This window comes from Streptomyces sp. NPDC059874, assembly GCF_042731135.1.
In the GTDB taxonomy this organism is placed as follows: domain Bacteria; phylum Actinomycetota; class Actinomycetes; order Streptomycetales; family Streptomycetaceae; genus Streptomyces.
The window spans coordinates 51,476-73,254 of record NZ_JBHWJY010000009.1; the positions used below are offsets into that span (position 1 = coordinate 51,476).

At 71.9% G+C, this 21,779-nt stretch carries 18 protein-coding genes; 12 read left to right on the forward strand and 6 right to left on the reverse strand.

The window, feature by feature from the left end:
* Window positions 1-8: 8 nt before the first annotated feature.
* The 6 genes from ACFV9H_RS07770 to ACFV9H_RS07795 are packed head-to-tail and all read left to right on the forward strand — an operon-like array spanning window position 9 to window position 5,177.
* A complete protein-coding gene (locus ACFV9H_RS07770) occupies window positions 9-1,073 on the forward strand; it encodes an ATP-binding cassette domain-containing protein (protein ID WP_385394745.1) in 1,065 nt (354 codons plus the stop codon).
* A complete protein-coding gene (locus ACFV9H_RS07775) occupies window positions 1,070-1,894 on the forward strand; it encodes an ABC transporter permease (RefSeq protein WP_385394748.1) in 825 nt (274 codons plus the stop codon). Before ACFV9H_RS07770 ends, ACFV9H_RS07775 begins: the two co-directional genes overlap by 4 nt.
* Window positions 1,895-1,922: 28 nt before the next feature.
* Window positions 1,923-2,783, forward strand: a complete 861-nt coding sequence (locus ACFV9H_RS07780) for a tryptophan 2,3-dioxygenase family protein (protein WP_385394751.1) — start codon at window positions 1,923-1,925, stop codon at window positions 2,781-2,783.
* 24 nt (window positions 2,784-2,807) lie between these two features.
* Entirely contained in the window at window positions 2,808-3,347 is a 540-nt protein-coding gene (locus tag ACFV9H_RS07785; protein ID WP_385394754.1) for a DUF3995 domain-containing protein, read from the forward strand.
* Between the two features lies 1 nt (window position 3,348).
* The gene (locus tag ACFV9H_RS07790) at window positions 3,349-3,924 is read left to right on the forward strand and encodes a hypothetical protein (protein WP_385394757.1); all 576 of its coding nucleotides are present in this window, start codon (window positions 3,349-3,351) and stop codon (window positions 3,922-3,924) included.
* Between the two features lie 8 nt (window positions 3,925-3,932).
* Window positions 3,933-5,177, forward strand: a complete 1,245-nt coding sequence (locus tag ACFV9H_RS07795) for a cytochrome P450 (protein ID WP_385394760.1) — start codon at window positions 3,933-3,935, stop codon at window positions 5,175-5,177.
* A gap of 45 nt (window positions 5,178-5,222) precedes the next feature.
* Here the strand turns inward: ACFV9H_RS07795 and ACFV9H_RS07800 are convergent, their stop codons facing one another.
* The 3 genes from ACFV9H_RS07800 to ACFV9H_RS07810 all read right to left on the reverse strand — a co-directional run bounded on the left by ACFV9H_RS07800 (window position 5,223) and on the right by ACFV9H_RS07810 (window position 10,265).
* Complete coding sequence (locus ACFV9H_RS07800) at window positions 5,223-7,193, reverse strand: ABC1 kinase family protein (RefSeq protein WP_385394763.1); 1,971 nt, start codon at window positions 7,191-7,193, stop codon at window positions 5,223-5,225.
* Between the two features lie 79 nt (window positions 7,194-7,272).
* Window positions 7,273-9,441 carry an MMPL family transporter gene (locus tag ACFV9H_RS07805; RefSeq protein WP_385394766.1) on the reverse strand — a complete coding sequence of 723 codons (2,169 nt, stop codon included), beginning with the start codon at window positions 9,439-9,441 and terminating at the stop codon, window positions 7,273-7,275.
* 116 nt (window positions 9,442-9,557) lie between these two features.
* Window positions 9,558-10,265, reverse strand: a complete 708-nt coding sequence (locus ACFV9H_RS07810) for a hypothetical protein (protein WP_385394768.1) — start codon at window positions 10,263-10,265, stop codon at window positions 9,558-9,560.
* Window positions 10,266-10,502: 237 nt separating this feature from the next.
* On the opposite strand from ACFV9H_RS07810, the gene ACFV9H_RS07815 reads away from it, so the two are divergent.
* From ACFV9H_RS07815 to ACFV9H_RS07830, 4 genes are all read left to right on the forward strand, one after another.
* Entirely contained in the window at window positions 10,503-11,555 is a 1,053-nt protein-coding gene (locus ACFV9H_RS07815) for a polyprenyl synthetase family protein (RefSeq protein ID WP_385394771.1), read from the forward strand.
* 28 nt (window positions 11,556-11,583) lie between these two features.
* A complete protein-coding gene (locus tag ACFV9H_RS07820; protein ID WP_385394774.1) occupies window positions 11,584-13,131 on the forward strand; it encodes an acyl-CoA carboxylase subunit beta in 1,548 nt (515 codons plus the stop codon).
* Window positions 13,132-13,142: 11 nt separating this feature from the next.
* Window positions 13,143-13,382, forward strand: a complete 240-nt coding sequence (locus ACFV9H_RS07825; protein WP_385394777.1) for an acyl-CoA carboxylase epsilon subunit — start codon at window positions 13,143-13,145, stop codon at window positions 13,380-13,382.
* A gap of 127 nt (window positions 13,383-13,509) precedes the next feature.
* A complete protein-coding gene (locus ACFV9H_RS07830; RefSeq protein WP_385394780.1) occupies window positions 13,510-16,500 on the forward strand; it encodes a BTAD domain-containing putative transcriptional regulator in 2,991 nt (996 codons plus the stop codon).
* 24 nt (window positions 16,501-16,524) lie between these two features.
* On the opposite strand, the gene ACFV9H_RS07835 is transcribed toward ACFV9H_RS07830, so the two are convergent.
* Entirely contained in the window at window positions 16,525-16,983 is a 459-nt protein-coding gene (locus ACFV9H_RS07835; RefSeq protein ID WP_385394783.1) for a hypothetical protein, read from the reverse strand.
* Between the two features lie 208 nt (window positions 16,984-17,191).
* Between ACFV9H_RS07835 and ACFV9H_RS07840 the strand changes: the two genes are divergently transcribed.
* Complete coding sequence (locus ACFV9H_RS07840; RefSeq protein WP_385394786.1) at window positions 17,192-19,156, forward strand: BTAD domain-containing putative transcriptional regulator; 1,965 nt, start codon at window positions 17,192-17,194, stop codon at window positions 19,154-19,156.
* 83 nt (window positions 19,157-19,239) lie between these two features.
* Here ACFV9H_RS07840 and ACFV9H_RS07845 read toward each other — a convergent pair whose 3' ends face one another.
* Window positions 19,240-19,470, reverse strand: a complete 231-nt coding sequence (locus tag ACFV9H_RS07845; protein ID WP_385394789.1) for a DUF6269 family protein — start codon at window positions 19,468-19,470, stop codon at window positions 19,240-19,242.
* A 141-nt stretch (window positions 19,471-19,611) separates the two neighbouring features.
* On the opposite strand from ACFV9H_RS07845, the gene ACFV9H_RS07850 reads away from it, so the two are divergent.
* The gene (locus ACFV9H_RS07850; protein WP_385394792.1) at window positions 19,612-21,192 is read left to right on the forward strand and encodes a tryptophan 7-halogenase; all 1,581 of its coding nucleotides are present in this window, start codon (window positions 19,612-19,614) and stop codon (window positions 21,190-21,192) included.
* A gap of 14 nt (window positions 21,193-21,206) precedes the next feature.
* Here the strand turns inward: ACFV9H_RS07850 and ACFV9H_RS07855 are convergent, their stop codons facing one another.
* Complete coding sequence (locus ACFV9H_RS07855; RefSeq protein ID WP_385394795.1) at window positions 21,207-21,761, reverse strand: YbaK/EbsC family protein; 555 nt, start codon at window positions 21,759-21,761, stop codon at window positions 21,207-21,209.
* Window positions 21,762-21,779 lie beyond the last annotated feature (18 nt).

Consider the following 21,779-nt stretch of genomic DNA (forward strand, 5'->3'; position numbering starts at 1 on the left):
AGCTGACAGTGGAGCTGGCAATCCAGGCGGAGGGACTCCGCAAGCGGTACGGCGCCCACGAGGCGCTGCGAGGCGTCGACCTCGCCGTTCCCACCGGATCCGTGCTCGGAGTACTGGGACCGAACGGCGCGGGCAAGACGACGACCGTCCGCATCCTGGCGACCCTCCTCGAACCGGACGAGGGCAGCGCCAAGGTGGCCGGGTACGACGTGGTCCGCCAACGCAAGGAGGTCCAGCGGGCCATCGGGCTCACCGGACAGTACGCGGCCGTCGACGAGCAGCTCACCGGCTCCGAGAACCTGCGCATGGTGGGCATGCTCCAGCGGCTCACCCGAGGCCGGGCCAAGGAGCGGGCCGCCGAACTGCTGGAGCGGTTCCGGCTGACCGAGGCGGCGGACAAGCAGGCCGGGACGTACTCCGGCGGAATGCGCCGCCGGCTGGACCTCGCCGTCAGTCTGGTCGCCGAACCGTCCGTGCTGTTCCTCGACGAACCGACCACCGGGCTCGACCCGGCCAGCCGGCTCGACCTGTGGGCGATGATCCGCGAGCAGGTCGCCGCGGGCGTCACGGTGCTGCTGACCACCCAGTACCTGGAGGAGGCCGACCAACTGGCCGACCGGATCGTGGTGGTCGACTCCGGCAGGGTCATCGCCGAAGGCACCTCGGACGAGCTCAAGCGGACCGTGGGCGGCGAACGGCTGGAGGTGGGACTGGCCGATCCGGCGCAGCGGGCCACCGCGGCCGCGGCGCTCAGCCGCGCCCTCGGCGCGGTGCCGCTCGCCGACGACACCGACGGCCTGCTGCGCGTGCAGCTCACCGCCGGCCTGGACGACATCGCCGACGCGGCGGTGGCACTGCGGGCGAGCGGGGTGGCGGTGACCGAGTTCGCGGTCCGCCGGCCCTCCCTCGACGACGTCTTCCTCAGCCTCACCGGCCACCCCGGCCGGACACCGGCCGGCGACCCCGGCCGGAACGACTCCGGCACCCCGGCCGGCGAGCACGCCGAGGACCTCGCCGAGGACCTCGCCGGGGACCACACCGACGGACGGATCGAAGAACGGAGCGCGGCATGAGCGCGGTGGTGGGAGCGACCCGGGGCGACGGCCTGACCGCCGCCCTGACCGACGCCGTGATCTGCGTCGAGCGGCATCTGCGGCACCTGCGCCGGGCACCGGGCCGACTGGTCAACGCGGTCCTGCTGCCCATGGTCTTCGTACTGCTCTTCGGCGTGCTGTTCGGGAGCGTGATCGACGTCCCGAACGGCGGCTACGCCGAGTTCATCATGGCCGGCATCTTCACCCAGGGCGTCCTGACCGCCGTACCCGACACCTCGGTCGGCGCCGTCGAGGACCTCCGCAACGGGCTGGTGGACCGCTTCCGCTCGCTGCCCATGTCGGGTGCGGCCGTGCTCATCGGTCGCACCGTCGGCGACACCGCGCTGCGCGCGGTCAGCTGCGCGGCGATGGCCGCGGTGGGCCTCGCCATCGGATGGCGCACGCACGGCAGCGTCCTCGGTGTCGCCGCCGGCTTCGGAATCCTGCTGCTCTTCGGGTTCACGGTGGCCTGGCTGGGCGCGCTGATCGGCCTCTCCGCGGGCGATCCCGCGACGGCCTCCTCCGTGCCCTCGCTGCTCCTGATGCCGGTGATGTTCCTGTCCAACGCCTTCATCCCGCTCACCGGCCTGCCCGACTGGCTTCGGGTGGCGGCCGAGTGGAACCCCCTGAGCTCGGTCGTCGGCGCCTGCCGCGAGCTGTGGGGCAACCCGGCCGCGACCGTCGGCCACTCCTTCCCCACCGACCATCCCATCGCGCTCAGCCTGGCCTGGATGGCGCTGATCCTCGCGATCACCGCGCCCCTGGCCATCCGCAAGTACCGCACCGCCGTCGCCCGTTGAGCGACGCACACGAGGGGAAACCCACGCCATGACCGACACCCTTGCCGAGCCCGTCACACGCGCTGCCGCACCCGGCCCCGCCGAGCCCCTGTCCTACGGCACCTACCTGGAGGTGCCGGGCCTGCTGGAGCTCCAGCGACCACGCACCGACGCGCACGACGAGATGCTCTTCATCGTCACCCACCAGGCCATCGAGCTGTGGTTCTCCTGCGCCCTGCACGAGTTGGAGCAGGTGCGCACCTGCCTGGACCGGGAGCAGTTCGGGCAGGCCCGCTGGGGCCTGCGCCGGCTGACCCGGATGACCTCGCTGTGGCTCGGCCACCTCGACGTGCTCGCCACCATGACCCCGGCCGGGTTCAACGAGTTCCGCGGCGCGCTGGGGGAGTCCAGCGGCTTCCAGTCCGTGCAGTTCCGCGAGCTGGAGATGATCTCCGGGCTGCGTGACCGCCGTTACCTGAACCTGCCGGGCGCCACGCTCGCCGAGCGCGACCGGCTGCTGCGCCGCTTCCACGAGCCCACTCTGAACGACGTCTTCGCGGAGGTGCTCCAGCGTCGCGGGCTCTCCGCGGAGAAGCTGTTCGCACCCGGCTCGCCCGACGAGGAACTGCGCGACACCGCCGAGGACCTCCTGGAGTACGACGCCCTGTTCCACCAGTGGCGCTACCAGCACTGGATGCTTGTGGTCCGTGCGCTCGGTGCCCGCCCGGGCAGCGGCGGCAGCGCCGGCTCGGACTTCCTGCGGACTACGCTGGACAAATGGTTCTTCCCCGAGCTCCACGACGCCCGCAGCCAGGTCCACGCCGCGCCCGCCGATGAAGCCGCGGCACACCCGGACGGCGATGTCGTCTACGGCTGCCCAATGGGTTACGGCTCGGAACCCTCCGCCTGACACCTCCAATCCGATGGGATCTTCATGCGCACTGAACCGGTCGACGCCGGCCGTACCACCAGCCGCTTAGCGACGCGCGCGGACCGCTTCGCGGCCGCCACGGCCTGGCAGAGAGCGACGGGCAGTGCCGCATGCGTGTGGATGGTCGTCTTCGCGGGCTTCCACGCCTACTGGGCCCTCGGCGGCACCTACGGTCTGCCGCCGGGCGAGTCGCTGGTCGACAACACGCCACTGTTCATCATCGACCTGATCGCCATCCCCATGAACCTCGGCGGCGCCGCCCTCGCGCTCGCGCTCGTACAGCGTTGGGGCCTGTTCTTCCCGCGCCGGCTGGTGTTGTGCGGGGCATGGGGATGCGCCCTGCTGATGGTCTTTCACGCCCTGCCCGCCATGGTCGACCTCGCGATCTTCCTCGCCGGGCGGCGCGAGGGACCGCTGGAGGGCATGGACCGGTTCAGCGTCCTGATCTACGAGCCGTACTGGATGCTCGGCGGCCTGCTGTTCACCGTCCTGGCCGTGGCCTTCCAGCGACGTACCCGCCGGCCCGTGGACCAGGAGGCCTGACATGGAGCGGACGGAGCAGACGGCACTCGGTCGGCTGCTGCCGGAGTGGGACCACCGCGAGCGCCACTCGCTCGCGGTGGACCTCCCGCCCGGGCAGGTGCTGAGGGCGGTGGACGAGACCCGCTGGCGGGACCTGCCCCTCTTCCACACACTGATGGTGGTCGGTTCCCTCGGCACCAAGCGTGACAAGGCCGAAGAGCCCTTCCTCGGATCCATGACCGACGGCGGCTTCACCGAACTGCACCGCGGGCCCCACGAGCTGGTGGTCGGCGCGGTGGTCGCCACCCGCGACCCCAAGGGCCCGGCGGCCCTGCCCGATCCGGCCGGGGACGCCTTCGCCGCCTTCGACCGCCCCGGCCACTACAAGGTGGCCTTCAACTTCCACTACGACAAGGGCCGGCTGACCACGGAGACGCGCGTCCTGAGCACGGACGACGCCACGCGCCGCACCTTCGCCCGCTACTGGATGGTCATCCGCCTGCCCAGCGGGCTCATCCGCCGCGAATGGCTGCACGGCATCCGCCGCCGCGCGCAGTCCCCGGCCGGCCACACTCCCGGAACTCCCAGAACCGACTGAGAGCGGACATGACGACAACGACCGAGACCGCCCACGCGCTGCCCACCGACCTGGACGCCGTGGACCTCACCGACCCCCGGACCTTCGTCACCGGCGACCCCGCCGAACTGCACGACCTGTGGCAGCGGTTCCGCACCGAGCGGCCCGTGCACCACCACCGGGCGACCGGCGGCCTGCCCGGCTTCTGGGCCCTCACCCGGTACGAAGACGTGATGGCGGTCTACAAGGACTCCAGCCGGTTCACCTCCGAGCGCGGCAACGTGCTCTCCACCCTGCTCCAGGGCGGCGACTCGGCCGCGGGCAAGATGCTCGCGGTCAGCGACGGCGCCCGCCACCGCGCCATCCGCAACCTGATGCTGAAGTCCTTCTCCCCGCGGGCACTGGGCCACGTGGTGGAACAGGTGCGGGGCCGCACCCGGGACCTGCTCTCCCAGGTCCTGGACCGGGACGGCTTCGACTACGCGGAGGCGATGGCCGAGCACATCCCCATGGGCACCATCTGCGACCTGATGGCCGTGCCCCCGCAGGACCGTCAGGCGCTGCTCGACTGGAACAAGCAGGTGCTCAGCGCCGACAGCAGCGAGGGGACCGCCGACGAGGCCTGGCTCGCGCGCAACGAGATCCTGCTCTACTTCTCCGACCTCGCCCGCAGCCGCCGCAAGAACCCCGGCGACGATGTCATCAGCGCGCTCGCCACGGGCGAGATCGAGGGGAGGCCGCTCACCGAGGAAGAGATCATCTTCAACTGCTACAGCCTCATCATCGGCGGCGACGAGTCCAGCCGGATGGCGTCCATCGGCGCCGTCCTCGGCTTCATCGAACACCCCGAGCAGTGGCGGGCGTTCAAGGCGGGCGAGGTGACGGTGGACAGCGCCACCGAGGAAGTGCTGCGCTGGACCACCCCCGCCATGCACTTCGGCCGCCGGGCGCTGGTCGACGTGGAGATCGCCGGCCGGACGATCCCGGCCGGCGACATCGTCACCCTGTGGAACACCTCCGCCAACTTCGACGGGGACGTCTTCGCGGACCCGCGCTCCTACGACCTCGCCCGGACCCCCAACAAGCACGTCACCTTCGGCTTCGGCCCGCACTTCTGCCTGGGTGCCTTCCTCGGCCGCGAGGAGCTGAAGGCGCTCCTCGCGGCGATGCGCGACATGGTCGGCGCCATCGAGCCGAAGGGCGAGGCCAGGCGCGTGTACTCCAACTTCCTCTACGGCTACAGCAGCCTGCCGGTGGCCTTCCGAGGGGCCTGAACGTGCCGTGGGCCCGTCCCACCTCGAGGCGGTTCCCCCGGCCGGTCAGCGGCCGGGGGGCCGGCGCTGGGCCTTGAAGATGCCGAACACCACCCGGATCACCAGGACGCAGCTGACCACCATCAGGTTGTAGCCGATCAACTGGAACAGCGTCAGGGAGTGGTTCAGCGCCGGGCCGTGGTCCGTACCGAGCAGCAGCACCCCGATCAGGCCGGTGACCCCGCCCAGGAACGCGAGCAGTACGTCGTGGACCAGCGAGCGCACGAACCGCCGGTCCCGTTCGTCGGCGAGCAGCCTGACCTGCACCCCGAGCCTGCCGTGCTCCAGCGCGTTGGTGATCCGCTCCACCCGGCGCGGCAGCCGGCGCAGCATCGGGGCGAGCGCCAGCGCCTCCTCCGAGAGCACCTGTCCGATCGAGCCGGGGCTCAGCTTGCGCTCCAGCTGCGCCGCGGCGAAGGAGCGGGCCTGCGCCACGATGTCGAAGCCCGGAACCAACTGCTCCATCGCCCCCTCCAGCGTGGCCAGGGCGCGGAAGGTGGCCGCGATCTCCGGCGGCACGGTCAGCCCGTGCCGGGCCACCAGGAGGAACAGGTCGGCGAACATCTCGCGGTCGGGACGCACCCCCGGTGTGAGGTGGCGGGCCATGAAGCGGCCCAGCGCCCGTTCCAGCCGGATCTCGTCGATCTCCTCGCGTCGGTCGACGAGTTCCAGCAGCGCGTCGGAGAGCGCCACCGGGTCGCTGCGGTGGATGGCGAGCAGCAGGTTGCGCAGGGCCGCCCGCAGCACCCGGTCGATCCGGCCGACCGAGCCGAAGTCGATCAGGCCGAGGCTGCCGTCGTCGAGCAGCATGATGTTGCCGGGGTGCGGATCCGCGTGGAACACACCGCCGATCATGATCTGCTCCAGCACGCACTCCAGCAGCTGCCGGGCCAGCTCGGTGCGGTCCAGGCCGCGCTCCTCGATGACGGTCCCGGCCGCCGCGTTCAGCGGAACACCGGACAGGCACTCCAGGACCAGCACCCGCCTGCTGCACAGTTCCTCGAACACCGCGGGCATCCTGACCTTGGACACCATGTCCTCGCGGTTGCCCGCGGCCCGGATGGTCGCCATGTTCCGGGCCTCGATCCGGAAGTCGAGCTCCTCGTTGAGGGAGTTCGCGAACCCCTCCGCGAGATCCATGGCGCCGAAGTCCCGGCCCCACGAGGTGTGCTCCTCCATCTTGCGGCTCATCCGGAACAGGATGTCCAGGTCGCGGTCCACCACCGGCCGGGCCCCCGGCCGCTGCACCTTGACCACCACCTCCTCACCGGTGGCCAGCCGAGCCCGGTGCACCTGGGCGATGGACCCCGCGGCGAGCGGCACGTGGTCGAACTCGGCGAAGAAGGCGGCGGGTTCCTTGCCGAGTTCCTCGGTGAGCACCCGCTCCACCTCCTCCCAGGAGTCGGCCGCCACCTGGTGCTGGAGCTTGGTCAGCTCCTCCACGAACTCCCCCGGCAGCAGGTCGTACCGGGTGGAGAGGACCTGCCCGAGTTTGACGAAGGTGGCGCCCGCCTCCTCCAGCGCCATCCGGACACTGGCAGCCAGCCGGGTGCGCTCGACGGCGGCGTCGGGACCGCCCCGGCCCCGGCCGCGCAGCGCACCGCCCAGGCCGTGGCGCATCGCGATCCGGCTCAGCTGCCCGTACCTGCGGGTCCGGGCCACCCGGCGGCGGATCGCCTGCGGCCAGCGCACCACCCCGGCCAGCGAGCCCGACGGCACCAGTACCTCGGACAGGGCGAGGAACCCCACCGCGGCCAGCACCGTCAGACCCAACTGCACCGAAATGAGGGCGCCGCGACGGGCTTCGCCCATCGCGGCACCGATCAGTGCGCTGGCCCCCATGCCCACCAGGCCGGTCAGCGCGGCCCGGACCTTGCCGATCCGCAGACCCAGCAGCCGCCGGGCGCCGACGGACAGCGCCGCGACGGTCAGGAAGAGGGAGAGGGCGGCGACGAAAAGGAAAAGGGTCAACTCCATGGCTGTGCGCCGTCCGGACCCCGCCGCCTGTCAGCGGCGGGGTCCGAACGGCGCCCTCCTCTCGCACGGATTGCGCGGGTTATACGAGTGTCCGGTCGTCGGCGGGGGATCGGGCCGGTACGGCCGCCCCGCCCGGCGCGGCGGCCGGTTCGGGATGCGTGGACCGGTGCCCGGGCCACCAGGCACGGTGACCCAGCAGGGTGGTCAGGGTCGGGACGAGGAGCACGGCCATCACGAAGGCGGACAGCAGGATGCCGAACGCGACGGCGAAGCCCATCTGCTGGAGCATGGAGTTCTTGGCGAGCATCAGCACGCCGAACGTGCCGGCCAGGATGACCGCCGCCGCGGCGATGGTCGGAGTGGACGCGGTGACCGCCCGGCGGACCGCCTCGCGCGGACTGTGGCCCCGCCCGATCTCCTCCCGCAGCCGGGCCACCATCAGGATGTTGTAGTCGGTGCCGATCGCGACCACGAAGAGGTACACGATCACGGGGAGCGTGAACAGCAGGCCGTTCTTGCCCGCCCCGTTCTGGAACAGCCACACCGTGGCGCCGAGCGTCGCACCGAATCCGAGGGCGACCGAGATCATCAGGTACAGCGGGGCGACCACACTGCGCAGCAGCAGCCCCAGGATGATCATGATGGCGAGTCCGGCGGCCGGGAAGACCACCTTGTAGTCGTGGTTGACCGCCGTACGGATGTCCGCGAGCACCGCGGTGGTGCCGCCGACCAGCGCCCGGGTGCCCTCGGGGGCGGCCCGGTGCGCGGCGTCCCGCAGCGGCCCGTCGACCAGGGCCAGTGCCTTGTCCTCGGTGGGCCGGTGCGTGAGCACCACGCTGTACTGCGCGATGCCGCCGTTCGCGCCGGGGACGGCGGGGGAGACCTCGCCGACCCCGTCGACCTTCTTCAGCGCGGCGCCGAACGCCTCCAGCTGGGCCGGGTCGAGGGCGGATCCGTCCTTCTTCTCCAGGAAGACCGAGGTGGGATCGGTCTGTCCGGCCGAGAACCCGCGCTGCAGGTCCTTCATGGCCTGCACCGACTCCAGGTTCTGCGGCAGCGAGCTCTCGCTGTCGAACTCCGCGTGGAAGCTCAGCACCCCGATCGCGAGCACGGCGAGCAGCCCGGAGGTGAGCGCCGCGACGCCCGCCGGACGCTTCGCGGTCAGGTTGCCGATCCGGCCGGCCAGGGCGTTCTTGGGCTCCTTGCGCCAGGCCTTTGACGGCCAGAACGCCTTGGCGCCGAGCAGCGAGAAGACCGCGGGCACCAGGGTGAGTCCGGCGAGCAGCGCCACCGCCACCGAGATGGCGAGCGCGGGCCCCATGGAACGCAGCATGCCCATGGTGGACAGCAGCAGCGCGAGGAACGCCACGATGACGGCGCCGGCCGCGGAGGCGATGGTCTCGCCCACCAGCGCGACCGCGCTGATCATGGCGTGCTTGGGGTCCTGCCCGCCGCGCAGCTGCTCCCGGTACCGGAAGAGCAGGAAGAGGATGTAGTCGGTGCCGACGCCGAAGAGGACCACGATCAGGATCGCGGAGATGGAGGCGTCGGACTTCAGGCCGCCGAGCTCGGAGGCGGTGGCGATCAGACCGGTGGCCACCGCGAAGGCCATGCCGATGATCAGCACCGGCAGTACGGCGATCAGCGGGCTGCGGAAGATGATCAGCAGCAGGACCACGATCAGCAGCAGCGTGGCCGACATGATCATGGCGTCGGTGTCCCCGGACGACTCCTTGGCGTCCAGCGCGCTGGCCGCCTGACCGGTGAGCCCGAGCCGGAGGTCCGTACCGGACAGCAGCGACTTGGCCTCGGCCCGCAGTTTCTTGACCGACTCCGACAGCGCCGGGTCGTAGGGGTCCTTGACGTCGGCCACCACATTGGCCAGGGCGATCGCACCGTTGGGGGAGATCGCCTGCGGGTTCGTCTCCACCCGCTTGATGTGCTCCAGTCGCAGGTTCTCGAGCTCCGCGGAGACCTTGGCGACCGCCGCCGTGTCGGCGTCGGTCAGCTTGCCCCCGTCGGTCCGCTGGAACACCGCGATGGCCGCCGGCAGCTCATGCTGGGGGAACGCGCGCTCCTGTGCCTTCGCCGCCTGAACCGACTCGTAGTGGGAGGGCAGGAAGTCGGCCTGGTCGCTGGTGGCCTTGAGCTGGGGTGCGAAGACGCCCAGAGCCACCGCGGCTATCAACCAGAGCGAGATGGTCACCCAGGGCCGGAGGACGACGACACGTCCGATCCGTCCGAACATGAGACTCCTTCACAAGTGCGAGACGCGAGTATGTCCCGGAGAGCCTAGGCAGCGGGGGCGGAGCCAATACCGGAGATGTCCGGTTGCTGTCAGCGCCCCCGCCCGCGTCGTTTTGGTCAGGAACAGCCGCGCTGCCAGTTCCAGCCGATGAAGGAATTACGCAACTGGACGTCGAATCGGCAGGTGGCCGTTCCGTCCGCGTTCAGGTCCACATACGAGTGGTGGGAGTTCGCGTACGTCTTGCCGGAGAGGTCGAAGATTCCCTTGTACGTGAAGTCGGCGTGGGCCTGGGTGCGCGAGGCGCCGCAGTCGGTGAGGCAGTCGGTGCTCTTCGTCGCGGACGCCAGCGACCAGCCGGCGTTCCACGGTTCGCGGTTCCAGCCCTGCGTCACGGTGGTGGCGGCCGTGGAGATGCGACCGCTGTCGGTGGTCCACTCCGAGGTCGAGTAGACGCCGGTCATCCGGATGTTGCAGCAGTCGAACATCTCGTTCCAGCTCTTCAGCCGGTGCACCGTGCCCGCCGCGAGGGCGGGAGCGGCGGTGGCGGAGACGGTCGCAGAGGCCGCCTTCGCCTCGGTCGGGGAGGCTGCCGGCACCAGACGTACCTCCCCGAACCGGGGCGTGCAGTCGGGGCCGATCGTCACCGTCTGCTGTACGGCCGTCCCGGCCGGCGGCGCGGGAAGCGAGCCGGACAGGCGTATCTCGCCGCAGGACTTCCCGGCCGGCCCGCCCGTCGCCGGATTTCCGGCTGCGCCGGCCGGAACGGCCGTCAGAGCCAGTGCGGCGACGGCGAGTACAGCGGCGAGTGTGAATCGATTACGCAATTCCTGGCCTTTCCTCGGAGTTTCCGTGAGGGAGCGTAGGTGTCGAAAATTCGGCAGGTCCCCGGCCGGCGCAAGTTTGGCAGGAAGCTGACAACCCCCTGTTCATCCGGTGTGCCGAGGCCCTAGTGGCACCTTCATGTCAGGGCTGTTGCCGGTTCGTTCCCCCGGGTTGAAAGCTATCGAACCAATACCTGAGATCACGTGTTCGACGCCGTCTCGGAACAGAGAGGTTTCCTCATGGGTGCTGGACGAAAGTACGGGGCGGGGAGTTCCGTTGCGCCGGATTTCCCCACCACCCGCCTGTTGAGTCAACTCGCCCTGGATGACCCGGAGTTCGAGACCCGAATACGGGAAGCCCTGGACCGTGCCGAGAAGTGGCTCCAGACCAGCGCGCACGACGCCCTCGACCCGCGTGTGGCAGCCCTCACCGGACACCTCGCCGACGCCGGCGGAAAGCGCCTGCGCCCCCTCCTCGTCCTCCTCGGCGCCGAATTCGGCGACCCGTGGGCGCACGGCGTCACCCAGGCGGCGGCCATCGCGGAACTCGTCCACATCGCCTCGCTCTACCACGACGACGTGATGGACGGTGCCACCACCCGGCACGGCGTCCCCAGCGTCCACGCCCGCTGGGGCGAGCGGGCCGCCGTACTCGGCGGGGACTGGCTGCTCGCCCGGGCCGCCCAACTCGCCGCCGAACTCGGCTCCGCCGCCGTGCACCTCAACGCACAGGCCGCGGGCCGCCTGGTCGCCGGCCAGCTGCGCGAACTCACCGGCCCCAGGCCCGACGAGGACCCGGTCACCCACTACTTCCACGTCGCGGCGGGCAAGACGGCGGCCCTGCTCGCTATGTCCCTCGGGATCGGCGCCGTACAGGCCGGCGCGTCCGCGACCGCCGCGGCCGCGCTCACCGAGTGCGGCGAACAGCTCGGGGTCGCCTTCCAGATAGCCGACGACCTCCTCGACCTCCGGTCCCCGGCCGAACTCACCGGCAAGGAACGCGGCAAGGACCTGCTGGCCGGCGTCCAGAGCCTGCCCGTGCTGCTCGCCCGCGAGAGCGGCGACCCCGCCGACGCCGAACTGCGGGACCTGTTGGCCGCGGGACCCGTCCCGGCCGCCGCCGTGCCGCGCGCCCTGGAACTCTTCGGGCACTCGTCCGCGCTCACCGAGACCGAGGCCGTGATGCACCGTCGCCTCGACCGGGCGAGGGCCGCCCTCGGCGGGCTGCCCCCGCTGCCGGCCCGCCGGGCACTGCTCGCACTCTGCGACTACGTCGCACTCCGTACCAGCTGAGCCGGCCGAGACCGGCAAGGGAGCCCCCATGACCATGGCCGAACGGGTCGTCGAACTCGTCCGCATCCGCCAGGACGTCCTGACCGGCGTCGCCGCCGCCACCGAGGCGCAGCACGCCAAGGGCAAGCTGACGGCGCGCGAGCGCATCGCGCTGCTGCTCGACGAGGGCTCCTTCAGGGAGGTCGAGCAACTGCGCCGGCACCGGGCGACCGGCTTCGGCCTGGAGACCAAGAAGCCCTACACGGACGGCGTGATCACCGGCTGGGGCACGGTGGAGGGCCGGACCGTCTTCGTCTACGCGCACGACTTCCGCATCTTCGGTGGTGCGCTCGGCGAGGCGCACGCGACGAAGATCCACAAGATCATGGACATGGCGATCGCGGCGGGCGCTCCGATCGTGTCGCTCAACGACGGTGCGGGTGCACGCATCCAGGAGGGTGTCTCCGCGCTCGCCGGCTACGGCGGCATCTTCCAGCGCAACACGAAGGCCTCGGGCGTCATCCCGCAGATCTCGGTGATGCTGGGCCCGTGCGCCGGCGGCGCCGCGTACTCGCCGGCCCTGACGGACTTCGTGTTCATGGTGCGCGGCACCTCGCAGATGTTCATCACCGGACCGGACGTGGTCCGCGCGGTGACCGGCGAGGAGATCACCCAGAACGGCCTCGGCGGCGCCGACGTCCACGCCGAGACCAGCGGCGTCGCGCACTTCGCGTACGACGACGAGGAGACCTGCATCTCCGAGGTCCGCTACCTCATCTCGATGCTGCCCTCCAACAACCGCGCCACCCCGCCGAGCGTCCCCTGCGCCGACCCGGACGACCGTGCCTGCGACCGGCTGCTCGATCTGGTCCCGCTCGACGGCAATCGCCCGTACGACATGCGCGAGGTCATCGCCGAGATCGTCGACGACGGCGAGCACATGGAGGTCCACGAGCGCTGGGCCACCAGCGTCATCACCACCCTCGCCCGGCTCGGCGGCCAGGTCGTCGGCATCGTCGCCAGTCAGCCGCAGTCCCTGGCCGGCGTCCTCGACATCCACGCCTCGGAGAAGGCCGCGCGCTTCGTCCAGCTCTGCGACGCCTTCTCCATCCCGCTGGTGACGCTGGTCGACGTACCCGGCTTCCTGCCGGGCGTCGACCAGGAGCACGGCGGCATCATCCGCCACGGCGCCAAGCTGCTCTACGCCTACTGCAACGCCACCGTCCCGCGGATCTCGCTGATCCTGCGCAAGGCCTACGGCGGCGCGTACATCGTCATGGACTCCCAGTCCATCGGCGCCGACCTCACCTACGCCTGGCCGGCCAACGAGATCGCGGTGATGGGCGCCGAGGGCGCCGCCAACGTGGTCTTCCGCCGCCAGATCGCCCAGGCACAGGACCCGGAAGCCACCCGTCGCCAGCTCGTCAAGGAGTACAAGACGGAGCTCATGCACCCCTACTACGCGGCCGAGCGCGGCCTCGTCGACGACGTCATCGACCCCGCCGACACCCGGTCCGTCCTCATCGCCTCGCTCGCCATGCTCCGCACCAAGCACGCCGCGACACCCGCCCGCAAGCACGGCAATCCCCCGATGTGAGGAGTGAGCCCATGTCCGGCCCGTCCGTACCCGCTCTCGAAGGGGCGCTGGCACCGACCCTGTTCAAGATCATCAACGGTAGCCCCACCCCCGAGGAACTGGCCGCCGTCGCCGCCCTCGTGGCCGCCCTGGCGGCGACCCGCCCCACCGCGGGCACCGCAGGACCGGCCGCGCCCGCCGAGACCGGACCGGCCGCGCGATGGGACCACAGCGACATCCTCCCGCCGACCTCCTGGGCGGCCCGTGCCTGATCAGCCGCCCTTCTGGCAGCTTGCTGCCGTCCGCGTTGCGGGGCCGTCCGACGGCCTGTAACTCAGAGTGAAGGGCGGCGAATCGGTCGTTCCGGCACAACCGCGGTCGACGTGTAAGGAGGGCGCCGTGCTTCAGGTGGTGTTCCGGATCCTGGGGCCACTGGACATCAGCGCCGACGGGCGGCCGGTCGTCCTCCAGGGCGCCCGCCAACGCACCATCATGTCCATGCTGCTGCTCGCGCCCGGCCGGGTGGTTTCCGTCGACACACTGGCCGACGCCGTCTGGCACGGCAACCCGCCCGCCACCGCCCGCAACCAGATCGCCATCTGCCTCTCGGGCCTGCGCAAGACCCTCAAGACCACGGTCGGCATCGACGACCTCCTCGTCACCAGCCACCCCGGCTACATGCTCCACACCGGCGAGCACCGCATCGACGCCGTCGAGTTCGAGGAGAGTGCCGCCCAGGGCCGCGAAGCCGCCCGCCGGGGCCGCACCGAGGAGGCCCGCGCCCACTTCGAGGAAGCCCTCGCGATGTGGCGCGGCCCCGCCCTCGCCGGCATCACCGCCGAACGCGTCGAGGCGGAGGCCGAGCGCCTCACCGAGCTCCGCCTCGCCGTGTACGAGCAGCTCACCGCCCTGCGCCTGGACCTCGGCCAGCACCGCGAACTGATCGGCGAACTCACCGCCTTCGTACGCGCGAACCCGCTGCGCGAGCAGGCCCTCGCCCAGCTGATGCTGGCCCACTACCGGGCCGGCCGGCGCGCCGAGGCCCTGGAGGCCTACCGCGACGGGGCGCGCCTGCTCGCCGAGGAACTCGGCATCGACCCCGGCCCGGCCGTCCAGGAACTGCACGAGGACCTGCTCGCCGACTCCCCGAAACTCGCCCTGCCCACCGACACGGCCGCCGCCCAGCCGGACCCCGCCACCGCCGTGCCCGCCCACCTCCCGCCGGCCCCGGCCTCCTTCACCGGACGCCACAAGGAACTGGCCACCCTCGACCGGCTGCTGGAGCAGCTCGACGGCTCCTCCCTGCCGGTCGGCTCCATCACCGGCACCGGAGGCGTCGGCAAGACCGCGCTCGCCGTCCACTGGTCCCACCAGGTCGCCGCGCGCTTCCCGGACGGCCAGCTCTTCGCGGACCTGCGCGGCTACGACGAGGAGGAAGAACCCCGCAGACCGAGCGCCGTACTCGACCGGTTCCTGCGCGCCCTCGGCGTGCCCGGACCACAGATCCCCGCCGACCAGGTCGAACGGACCGCGCTCTTCCGTAGCGTCCTGGACAACCGTCGGGTCCTGATCGTCCTCGACAACGCCCGCTCCTTCGAGCAGATACGGCCCCTCCTGCCCGGTACCTCGGGCTGCTGCGTGCTGGTCACCAGCCGCGACAGCATGAGCAGCCGGCTCGCCGGCGACTACGCCTTCGTACCGCTGAACCTGGCCTCCCTCGAACAGGACGAGTCGATCGTCCTGCTGTCCCGGGTGGCCGGCGACGACCGCTTCGCCGCCGACCCCGCGGGCGCCGCCCGGCTCAGCGAGCTCTGCGACCGGCTGCCGCTCGCGCTGCGCATCGCGGCCGCCCGGCTCGCCGCGAAACCGCACTGGACCGTCCGGACCCTGGTGTCCCGGCTGGAGGACCAGCACCGCCGCCTCGACGAACTCAGCCTCGACGCCCGCGGGGTGCGGGCCGGCCTGCGGCTGAGCTATCGGGACCTGCCGGCCGACACCGCCAGGATGTTCCGGCTGCTCGGCTCGCTGAACGTGCCCGAGTTCTCCGGCTGGGCCGGGGCCGCCCTCCTCGGCATCGACCAGGTCGACGCCGAGGACCTGATCGAGCAGCTCGTCGACGCCCAACTGCTCGAACCGCTCAGCGCCGGCGTCGGACACGTCCGCTACCGGTTCCAGGACCTTCTCCGCCTCTTCGCTCGCGAATGCGCGCTTGCCGAGGACGGAGAAGAGGAACTGCGGGCCGCCCTGAGGCGTGCCTGCGCGGTGTGGCTGGGGCTGGCCAAGGAGGCGCACCGCAGACTCTACGGCGGCGACTACACGCTCGTACAGGGCTCCGCGCCGCTGCGCACGCTCCCCTCCCACCTGGTCGATTCCCTGGTCGAGGACCCCATGGAGTGGTTCGAGGCCGAGCGCTACTCCATCACGGGCCTGGTGCAGCAGGCGGCCCGCGAGGACGAGTCGGCGTATGCGTGGGACCTGGCGATGACCAGCGTCACCCTCTTCCAGAACCGCAACTACCTGGAGGACTGGCGCGAGTGCGGCGAGGCGGCACTGGCCGCCGTCCGCCGCACCGGTGACAGGCTCGGCGAGGCGGCGATGCTGCACTCGCTGGGCACCCTGGAGATCATCCAGTACGAGCACGCGAGCGCGTACGAGCGGCTCGTGCTGGCCCTGAGCCTGTTCGAGGAGCTGGGCCAGGACGAGGGGCGTGCCCTGGTGCTCCGGAACCTGGCGATGTGTGAACGCGATCGCGGGGATCCTGCCCGGGCCGTCGAGAGGGGGCGACGCTCGCTGGAGCTCTTCCGTGCCGTCGGTGACCCCTACGCCGAGGCCCACGTACTGGGCCTGCTGGCGCAGATCGAACTGGAACGGGGGGATGCGCAGGCGAGCCTGGTGCTGTCCTCGGAGGCGGTGGCCAGGAGCCGCGGACTCGGGTCGGTGCGCAGCGAGGCACAGAGCACGCTCCGGCTCGCGAACGCGTTGATCCACCAGGGCGACGGGGTGCGCGCCGAGGAGGCCGGCCGGCGCGCTCTGGAGCTGGTGCTCGGCAGTGGTGACCGCCGGGGCGAGGCGCACGTGCTGCGCGCTCTGGGGGAGGCGCTGTGGCGCCAGGGGAAGCTCGAGGAGGCCGAGGCGGTCGCACGCGATGCCCTGCAGGCCGCGGAGCAGGTGTCGGACGTCTATCTCCGAGCGCGGGCGGCCGTGGTCCTCGGAAGCGTGCAGGCGCTGCGCTCGGACCGGAGCGGCGCCGCGAGTACGTTCAAGAGTGCGGCGGACCTCTTCACCGAGGTCGGCGCACGGGATTGGCGGGCGCGGGTGGAGCAACTCCTGGTGGCGCTCGCGGAAGGCGAACCGGTCGACTTGCAGGGGCTGTTCGCGCCACAACCCTGACGGCGGCCCCCCGGGGGACCCGGTTCACACCCACAGGACGTCCGTCTGGGCGACCGGGGCGGAGGCCTTCCACGGGTCGTCCCGCAGGAGGCCGGCGGCCTGCGCGGTCCACGGGTCGTCGCGGTGGAGGTCGGCGGCCTGCACGGCCCACGGGTCGTCGCGGTGGAGGTCGGCGGCCTGCACGGCCCACGGGTCGTCGCGGAGGACGCCGGCGGCCTGCGCGGTCCACGGGTCGTCGCGGTGGAGACCGGCGGCCTGCACGGCCCACGGGTCGTCCCGGAGGACGCCGTCCGCACGCACCGCCCACGGGTCGTCGTGGGTGGGGCCGGCCGCCGCGATGTCGTCGAATGGGGACACACCCTGCTGCGCGGCGAACCCTCCGACGGCCGCGAGGAGCAGAGCCGCCGTCGCCACCATCTTGCCCACCGGGGCGGCCGTCGCGGTCCGAGCGGTCTTGCGAGCGGAGAGAATGACGCGGTTCATGGTGTCCTCCCGGACCTTCGTCGTCCGCTGTGGGCCGGTGCCCTGCGGTACGCCATGAACGCTACGGAGCCCCCGTTTTCGTGCGCTTTCAAAACCCTTTCGTCGCACTGAAATCGATCCGAGAGCGAGAGAAAACCGCAGGTCAATAGCGTTTTACGCGAGTTGTCCCGCGAGCAGACGCGGGCTCGCGAAACGGTGGGGGACCTCCATGGACTTCAAGATCCTCGGGCCCGTGTCGGCCTGCCTTGACGGCCGTCCGGTCGCCCTCGACGGCTCCAAGCAGCGCACCGCGCTCGCCGCGCTGCTCCTCGCCCACGGACAGGTCATCACCGACGAGCGACTGACCACTCTGCTCTGGGGCTGGGAGCCGCCCGCCACCAGCACCAACCAGCTCTACACGTACGTCTCGCGGCTGCGCACCCGCCTCGGCCCGGGCCACGGCCTGGAGCGCTGCGGCGCCGGATACCGCATGGACATCGCCTCCGGCGCCCTGGACTGGGACCGCTTCCGCTCACTCTCCGAGACCGGTCGCGCCGACCTCCTCGCGGGTCGCCACGCCGACGCCGAACGCCGCCTCGCCGAGGCGCTCGCCCTGTGGAGCGGCCCCGCCCTCAGCGACGTCACCGAGCAGCTCGCCGCCGCCGAAGGCCCCCGCATGGCCGAGGCGCACCTGGCGGCGACCGAGCACCACACCGAGGCCGCCCTCGCCCTGGGCCGGCACGACGAGCTCGTCCCGGGCCTCACCCGGCAGGTCACCCGACACCCCGTACGGGAGCGCCTGCGCGGCCAGTTGATGACCGCCCTGTTCCGCTGCGGCCGGCAGGCCGACGCCCTCTCCCTCTACGAGGACGGCCGCCGCATCCTGGCCGACGAACTGGGCATCGACCCGGGCCCCGAACTGCGCGCCCTCCACGGGCAGATCCTCACCAACACCCTCGCCCCGCCGCCCGCCCCCGCGCGCGGGACGACCACCCTCGTGGTCCCGCCCCCCGCCACACCGGACCCCGCCGAACGGCCCGCCGCCGCACTGCCCTTCGCCGTACCGACCTCCGCCGTACCGGGCCTTCCCGCAGAGGCCTTTGCCGTACCGGGCCTTGCCGTACCGGCTTCTGCCGTTCCGGGCCTTGCCACAGAGGCCCTTGCCGTGTCGGCTTCCGCCGTACCGGCCCCCGCCCGCCCGGTCCCGGCCCTGCTGCCGGCCGCGCCCGGCGACTTCACGGGCCGGGAGGCCGAGACCCGCGAGGTCCTCGACGCCCTGAACGGCAACCAGGATGTGGCCATCACCGGCGCACCCGGCACCGGGAAATCCGCCCTCGCCCTCCGGGCCGCCGAACAACTTCGCCCCACCTTCCCCGACGGCCAGCTCTACGCCGACCTCCGTACCCCCGACGGCATGCCGCGCAGCCCCCGGCAGGTCCTCGGCTGGTTCCTGGAGGCCCTCGGTACCGCCCCGGACCGGCTCCCCGACGGCCTCGACGAGCGCGCCCAGCTCTACCGGACCCTCCTCGCCGACCGCCGCATCCTGATCGTGCTCGACAACGCGGACGACGACACCCAGGTGCGCCCCCTGCTGCCCGGCGGCGGCGCCACCCGCACCCTCGTCACCGGCATCCGGCCGGGCCTCGCCTCCCTGGAAGGCACTCGCCTGGTACGGCTGGGCCCGATGACCCCCGCCGAGGCGACCCGCCTCCTCGCGCAGATCGCCGGCCCCGAGCGACTGGCCGCCGATCCCGAAGCGGTCGCCCGCATCGCCGAGTACTGCGACCGCCTCCCGCTCGCCCTGCGCATCGCCGCGGCCCGGCTCGCCGACCGTCCGGACCGCCCGCCCGCGCACCTCGCCGCCCGCCTCGCGACCGAGAACCGGCGCCTGGGCGAACTGCGCATCGGCAGCCTCGACGTCACCACCGGGTTGCGGCACGCCGTGAACGCCCTCGACCCGTCCACCGCCACGGCGTTCGCCGCCCTCACGGCCACGGACCCGCCCCTCCTCTCGCCCCCGGACGCGGCCGCCCTCCTCGACCTGCCGCTCCAAGAGGCCGAGGACGTCCTGGACCGGCTGGTCGACGCCCGCCTCCTGGAACCCCGGCCCACCGAGGACGATCTCGTCCCGCGCTACCGCCTGATGCCGCTGGTGCGGCTGTTCGCCCGGACCCGCGTCCTCACGGCGGCCTGAGTTCCCGTTCCCGTTCCACGTTCCCGGTTCCCGGTTCCCCAGCGGCCTGGTGGCTCCCGCCACCAGGCCGCTTCCCCGCGTGCTCAGCCGCAGCCGCCGGCGTGTCCCTCGTCCAGCCCGTAGGTGGCGATGTACCCGTTCTCCGCGGTGCCCTGCGTGGCCAGGTCGTTCAAGGCGTCGACGTAGTCCGCGAGAAGGTCGGCCCAGGGCGTCGCACTGTCGCGCAGCAGGAGTTCCTGATCCACCGCCGCACTGCGCTCGATCTCCGTCAGAACTTCCAGGGGGTGCCGGACCTCGGGCTGCTCGAACATCATTCCTCCTATTGGTGTCGGGCCCGTTCAGGTCCCGCACCAACAGATTCGGCTCGCCCCCTATATGCGTTCTTCAATTCATCTGGACCCCCGGATACAGCCGCCATATACATCCCGTACAGAGGTGGCCGTGACCCTGCGGCCATGGATACGAACGCGGCCGCGGCCGCACCCACCCGCATCAGGAAAGCGGTGATTGCCGGCGGTACCCTCACCGCCTGGATCGCCGCCGCCCGGCTGGCGTCCGCCTGCCAGGGCACGGTCCGCGTCACGGTCCTCGAAACCCCGCACCGCCCCGAACCCCAGGTCACGGCCCTCGCGCCGACCCTGCAGCGCGACCTGTTCGACCGTCTCGGCATCCCCGAGAGCACGTGGATGCGCGCGAGCGCGGCATCCTTCAACGTGGCCGTGAAATACATGAATTGGGGCGTCGGCGAACATCATTTCTACATTCCCCAGGACGGGGCGCCGTCGGACTGCGAGGGATTTCCCCTCTCCGATTTCTGGCTTCTCCGCCGCCGGGCCGGCCGAACCGTGGACCCCTTCGACCACGCCTGTTTCCGCGAGCCGCCGCTCATGGACGCCCTCAAATCGCCGCGCTGGCTGGACGGGCGAGCGGCATTTCCGTACGGCTGGCACGCGGACACCGTCATGCTGACCGATTTCCTGCGCGGAAAGGCGATCGAGACCTGCGGGGTGCGCGTGGTGACCGGTGAACTCCTCGGCGCTCACCGCGACGAGGACGGCATGCTGACGGCCCTCCACACCACCCGGGGAGACCTGACGGCCGACTTCTTCCTGGACTGCACCGGCTCCGAGAGCCTGCTCCTGGCCGGCATCCTCGGCGAACCCTTCATCGGCGCGGCCGACCGCCTCCTCGCCGACAGCACGCTGTCCCTCACGCTTCCGCACGACAGCGACCTGCACGGCGTCGAGCCGTACACCACCGCGACCGCCGTCCCGCACGGCTGGATCTGGCGCCGCCCCCTGCTCGGCCGCCACGGCGCCGGCATCGTCTACGCGAGCACGCTGACCACCCCCGACGAGGCCGCCCGGAGCCTGCGGAGCGCACTGGGCCTGCCCGGCGACCGCGTGGAGCCGACCCACGCCCCCCTACGCGTCGGCCACACCGGGCGCACCTGGGTCAAGAACTGCGTGGCCCTCGGCGGGGCCGCCTGGTCCACCGACCCCCTGGCCGACGACCAGCGAGCCACGCTCGACCTCCTGGACCGCCTGATCCGGGACTTCCCGTCCCCCGACGACCGTGAAGCCCCGGCGGCCCGCTTCAACCGGGCGGCCGCCGACCACTACCGGCGCGCCCTCGACCTCGCCCAACTCCGCTACGCGGCCTCACCCCGCACGGACGCCCCGTTCTGGACGGCGCAGCGCGCCCTGCCCCTCACCGACGACCTCCACGCCACCGTGGAAGCCCACGCGGCCGGCCTTTCCGTCACCCCCGACGAGGCGCCCCTGCGGACCCTCCTGACCGCCCTCACTCCCCACACGGGCACCCCGTCCCCCGCCCTCACCCACCACCCCCACGCCCTCCGGACGGCCGAGGACCACTTCACCCGCATCACGCGCCAACAGCGCATCCTCGGGGAGACCCTCCCCGATGCCCACACCTACCTCGACCGCCTGCACGGCCGGATCCCCCGGACACCGCACGGCGAGAGCAACGACGGGGGCATGCGGACCGTCCCGCCCGCGATGACGCCCTGGTGACCCGGGCCGTACCGCTACCCGGCGAGGCCTTCGACGACTTCCGCCGCAGGGAGCGAGGCGAAGAGTTCGCCGGGGGCGATGAGCTTGCCGCGGCGGCGTCCGCTGCCGATCAGTACGTACGGCATGTCGACGACGGCCGCGTCCACCAGCAGCGGCCAGTCGGCCGGCAGACCGATCGGGGTGATGCCGCCGTACTCCATGCCGGTGCGCTCCACGGCGCTCTCCATCGCCGCGAACGACACCTTGCGCGCGCCCAGCCGCCTGCGCACCGCGCCGTTGACGTCGGCGCGGGCGCCTGATGGGACCAGGCAGGCCGCGAGCGTGGTCTCGCCACCCCGTTTGGCGGCGACGACCACGCAGTTCGCGGACTGCCCGAGCAGCTCCCGCCCGTAGTGCTCGACGAAGGCGGCGGTGTCCGCGATGGCGGGATCGGTGTCCACGTAGACGATCCGGTCCGCGGGAACACCGCCGGCCCAGGAACGGATCGCGTCGGCCACCGGCCGGGTCAGCTCGTCGAGGCACTCAGGGGCGGGGCGGGCCTGCTCGAAGGGGCCGATGGGAGCGCGCATGCCGGCCATTGTGCACCG

Coding starts and splice junctions, on each gene's coding strand:
- ACFV9H_RS07775 (WP_385394748.1), top strand. CDS start 1,070: ATGAGCGCGGTGGTGGGAGCGACCCGGGGCGACGGCCTGACCGCCGCC.
- ACFV9H_RS07780 (WP_385394751.1), top strand. CDS start 1,923: ATGACCGACACCCTTGCCGAGCCCGTCACACGCGCTGCCGCACCCGGC.
- ACFV9H_RS07785 (WP_385394754.1), top strand. CDS start 2,808: ATGCGCACTGAACCGGTCGACGCCGGCCGTACCACCAGCCGCTTAGCG.
- ACFV9H_RS07790 (WP_385394757.1), top strand. CDS start 3,349: ATGGAGCGGACGGAGCAGACGGCACTCGGTCGGCTGCTGCCGGAGTGG.
- ACFV9H_RS07795 (WP_385394760.1), top strand. CDS start 3,933: ATGACGACAACGACCGAGACCGCCCACGCGCTGCCCACCGACCTGGAC.
- ACFV9H_RS07800 (WP_385394763.1), bottom strand. CDS start 7,193: ATGGAGTTGACCCTTTTCCTTTTCGTCGCCGCCCTCTCCCTCTTCCTG.
- ACFV9H_RS07805 (WP_385394766.1), bottom strand. CDS start 9,441: ATGTTCGGACGGATCGGACGTGTCGTCGTCCTCCGGCCCTGGGTGACC.
- ACFV9H_RS07815 (WP_385394771.1), top strand. CDS start 10,503: ATGGGTGCTGGACGAAAGTACGGGGCGGGGAGTTCCGTTGCGCCGGAT.
- ACFV9H_RS07820 (WP_385394774.1), top strand. CDS start 11,584: ATGACCATGGCCGAACGGGTCGTCGAACTCGTCCGCATCCGCCAGGAC.
- ACFV9H_RS07825 (WP_385394777.1), top strand. CDS start 13,143: ATGTCCGGCCCGTCCGTACCCGCTCTCGAAGGGGCGCTGGCACCGACC.
- ACFV9H_RS07835 (WP_385394783.1), bottom strand. CDS start 16,983: ATGAACCGCGTCATTCTCTCCGCTCGCAAGACCGCTCGGACCGCGACG.
- ACFV9H_RS07840 (WP_385394786.1), top strand. CDS start 17,192: ATGGACTTCAAGATCCTCGGGCCCGTGTCGGCCTGCCTTGACGGCCGT.
- ACFV9H_RS07845 (WP_385394789.1), bottom strand. CDS start 19,470: ATGATGTTCGAGCAGCCCGAGGTCCGGCACCCCCTGGAAGTTCTGACG.
- ACFV9H_RS07850 (WP_385394792.1), top strand. CDS start 19,612: ATGGATACGAACGCGGCCGCGGCCGCACCCACCCGCATCAGGAAAGCG.
- ACFV9H_RS07855 (WP_385394795.1), bottom strand. CDS start 21,761: ATGCGCGCTCCCATCGGCCCCTTCGAGCAGGCCCGCCCCGCCCCTGAG.